The organism is Allocoprococcus similis (assembly GCF_054660775.1).
The window spans coordinates 1-1,479 of the sequence record NZ_BAAHSG010000073.1; the positions used below are offsets into that span (position 1 = coordinate 1).

A 1,479-nucleotide genomic window follows, 5' to 3' on the forward strand; every position below is an offset into this window, starting at 1 on the left:
TGTGTAGAAGAGGCAGCATCATAACGGCAGACGGTATCTAAATATTGATTCCCAGTTCCACATCCTCACGGAACGGGATCTGTGCCTGACGAAGCTCTTCTTTGACCTCTTCTATGATCGCCTTGATCTGCTTCACTTCTTTTACCGAAATGATCATCGGGAACATGATGGCGATCTGTCCGTAAGCAGATGCCCGGTACAGGGCACGAAGCTGTGTCTTGAAGATCTCCGGTCTTGTCAGGCAGATACGGATCGCCCGGTATCCCAGTGCCGGGTTCTCTTCTTTGTCCAGTCCAAAGTAATCCACCTGCTTGTCTGCTCCGATATCCAGGGTACGGATGATGACCTTTTTGCCTGCCATATTTTCTGCAACCTGTTTGTATACCTGGAACTGCTGTTCTTCCGTCGGGAAATCTTCGCTTTCCAGATACAGGAACTCGCTTCGGAAAAGCCCGATCCCTCCTGCATCATTTTTAAGTACAGCGCCCACATCGGAAAGATTTCCGATGTTCGCATAGACATTGATCTTCTGGCCGGACAGGGTCACATTTTCTTTGCCCTTCAATTCTTCCAGAAGTGCTTTCTGCCTGCGGTCTTCTTCGCGCTTTTCGGTCATAGCCTTCATGGTCTCTTCATCCGGATCAATGTAGATGGTTCCGGTAAATCCGTCGATGGCTGCCATATGTCCGTCATATTCTTTTGCAAGCCCTTCTCCCAGACCAATAACAGCCGGGATGTTCATAGTCCTTGCAAGGATTGCCGTATGGGAATTTGCTGATCCGTACATGGTTGCAAAAGCAAGCACTTTGGACTTGTCGAGCTGAACGGTTTCACTCGGCACCAGATCATCTGCTGCCACGATCACCGGTTCGTCTGCCACAACACCGCTTTCCCCGGCATCCGAAAGGATACCGAGAAGTCGGTCCGATACATCTTTTACATCGGCTGCACGTCCCTGCATGTAAGCATCATCCATAGATGCAAACATCTGGGAGAAGTTATCTCCTGTCGTTGCAACGGCATACTCTGCGTTGACTTCCTGGGTGGTAATAATATTCTTAATCGAATCCACATAATCCAGATCCATCAGCATCATCTGATGTACTTCAAAGATTGCCGCATTGACTTCTCCTACATCTTCCATTGCCTTGTCATACAGCTCACCGAGCTGTGCAATCGCAGTCTCCTGGGCCTCCTCAAAACGTGCCACCTCTGCTTCGGTATCCTCTACATGATACCGTCTTACCTGCTTTTCCTGTCTTTTATAGAAAGCGATCTTCCCGATGGCCACGCCACCAAAAACACTTTTACCACTTAGTGTAATCATAATCCTACAGATTCTCCTCTAATACTTTCTGGATTTCGGCGATTGCTTCTTCTTCATCTGCACCGTCAGCTGTGATGATAACCTCATTTCCCTTTTTTACACCAAGGCTCATAACTGCCATAATGCTCTTTGCATTGACTTCACGTGTATCT

General features: G+C 48.0%; 1 protein-coding gene and 1 pseudogene. Both read right to left on the reverse strand.

The window, feature by feature from the left end:
- Positions 1–40: 40 nt before the first annotated feature.
- Positions 41–1,327 (reverse strand): annotated as a pseudogene (gene ptsP / locus ACYQ5K_RS17475) (phosphoenolpyruvate--protein phosphotransferase); the annotation flags it as partial.
- Between the two features lie 4 nt (positions 1,328–1,331).
- The coding region (locus ACYQ5K_RS17480; RefSeq protein ID WP_459778159.1) for an HPr family phosphocarrier protein at positions 1,332–1,479 on the reverse strand (148 nt) is incomplete at its 5' end.